This is a genomic window from Bradyrhizobium sp. (assembly GCF_049798375.1).
Taxonomy (GTDB): domain Bacteria; phylum Pseudomonadota; class Alphaproteobacteria; order Rhizobiales; family Xanthobacteraceae; genus Bradyrhizobium.
This window is the reverse complement of sequence record NZ_JBARGP010000458.1, coordinates 1-1,719: the sequence shown is the minus strand read 5'-3', so window position 1 is coordinate 1,719 and position 1,719 is coordinate 1. Positions and strand designations below refer to the sequence as shown.

The 1,719-nt window shown below is 66.7% G+C and carries 2 protein-coding genes; both read right to left on the bottom strand.

The genetic code is table 11. The features are described from left to right. The coding region (locus WA702_RS18865) for a DUF4337 domain-containing protein (RefSeq protein ID WP_425112050.1) at positions 1 to 527 on the bottom strand (527 nt) is incomplete at its 3' end. 109 nt (positions 528 to 636) lie between these two features. After that, on the bottom strand, positions 637 to 1,620 hold the full coding sequence (locus tag WA702_RS18860) for a tyrosine recombinase XerC (RefSeq protein WP_425112049.1): 984 nt from the start codon (positions 1,618 to 1,620) through the stop codon (positions 637 to 639). Positions 1,621 to 1,719: the final 99 nt, after the last annotated feature.

The window sequence follows — 1,719 nt, the reverse complement described above, 5'->3', positions numbered from 1 at the left end:
GCAAGCCCACCGGAGATCCAGGCCAGCGCGAGGATGCCGGTGATGATGGTCGCGGATGCCAGCACGATGCCGATCTGGAACGCGGCCGACGCCAGCTCGTAGTGATGGTATTTCGCGGTGGAAAGATCGCGCTCTTCCTCGGCGTGCTTGGCGCGCTCGGCGAGTTGCTCGCTGCCCTCGCCGGTCTCCGGCTCCGAGCGATAGCGCGCGGCATTCTTCTGCCACTCCTCGATCTGCTTCTGCAGCGCCGCCTTGGTGGTGTCGTCGGTCGTCGAGCCCAGAGCCAGCTTGCCCTGCTCGGCTGCGGTCTGCACCACGGTGCGGCGGATAGTCTTGGCCTGGAAGAAGGCCCAGGAATTTGCCGCCTCGACGTTCTTGCTGATCGATTCGGTCTGCGCGCCCTTGCCGAGCGTCTCCGACAGCGCCAGGCACAACGCGATCACCGCGATCAGTAGCGCGATCTTCTTGTTCTCGCCCGACGCATGCTCGACATGCTCGGCCTGCTCCATGCTCTCATGTGCGCTCACGAAATCTCCTCCGGAATGGTCCCGACGTCACGATTGCCGGAACCGCGGGAACAGCGCAAGGGGAAGCGGCGAGGGAAGCGATGTGACGGAAGGATGTCGCGGGTGCGGTTCACGCGCGCGGATGCGCCGAGTTGTAGACCTCCAGCAGGCGTTCTGAGTCGATGCCGGTATAGATCTGCGTGGTCGACAGCGAGGCGTGGCCGAGCAGCTCCTGGATCGCGCGCAGTTCGCCGCCGCGCGACAACAGATGCGTGGCAAACGAGTGCCGCAGCGCATGCGGGGTGGCGCTGTCGGGCAAGCCCAGCGCACCGCGCAGCCGCTCCATTGCGAGCTGGATGATGCGTGGACTTAAGGGGCCGCCTTTGGCGCCGAGAAAGATCGGTCCTTCTGCCGGCAGCGGGTAGGGGCACAGCGCGGCATATTCGTCGATCGCCTGCAGCACGTTCTGCAGCACCGGCACCATCCGGGTCTTGTTGCCTTTGCCGGTGACGATCAGCACGTCGCCTTCGCCGGGCTTCGGCACCTCGCGGCGTTTCAGGCCCAGCGCTTCGGAGATGCGAAGGCCCGAGCCATAGAGCAATGCCAGCACGGCGGCGTCGCGGACCAGCACCCAGGTTTCCCGGGTCTCGCCGGCGCGCTCGTCGGCGTCGGTGACGCGTTTGGCGGCCTCCACCGGCAGCGGCTTCGGTAGGCTCTTGGCGATCTTCGGCGCCCGGATCGCCGAGAAGGCGCCGACCTTGCCCAAGCCCTCGCGCTCCAGGAAGCGGCCGAACGAGCGCAGCCCCGCCAGGGCGCGCATCAAGGAACGACTGCCGATGTCGTCGGCGCGACGCATCGCCATGAAGGCGCGGATGTGGGTCGCCTCCAGCGCGGAGAACCGCGACAGGCTGACGCGCTCGCCGAAATGTCCGCTCAGGAACTGCAGGCACTGCCGGACATCGCGCGCATAGGCCTCCAGCGTCTTCGGCGACAGCCTTCGCTCGGCGCGCAAATGGGCGAGCCACTGCATCATCGGCCGGATCAGGCTGTCGTCGGCGCAGACGAGGTCGAGCGTCTCGGGGGCCTTCGCGGTCGCTTTTGCCGTCTTTGCCATCACGCCATCCGAGCTTGCCCAATTCATCGAACTCATCACGTCGATCGAAGCTTGGCGGCTCGCGCGGTCTACCCTCTCCCCTTGTGGGAGAGGGTGCCG

Bases quoted from the DNA above. Each gene is read 5' to 3' on its own strand.
- WA702_RS18860 (WP_425112049.1), bottom strand. From the start codon at position 1,620: ATGGCAAAGACGGCAAAAGCGACCGCGAAGGCCCCCGAGACGCTCGAC.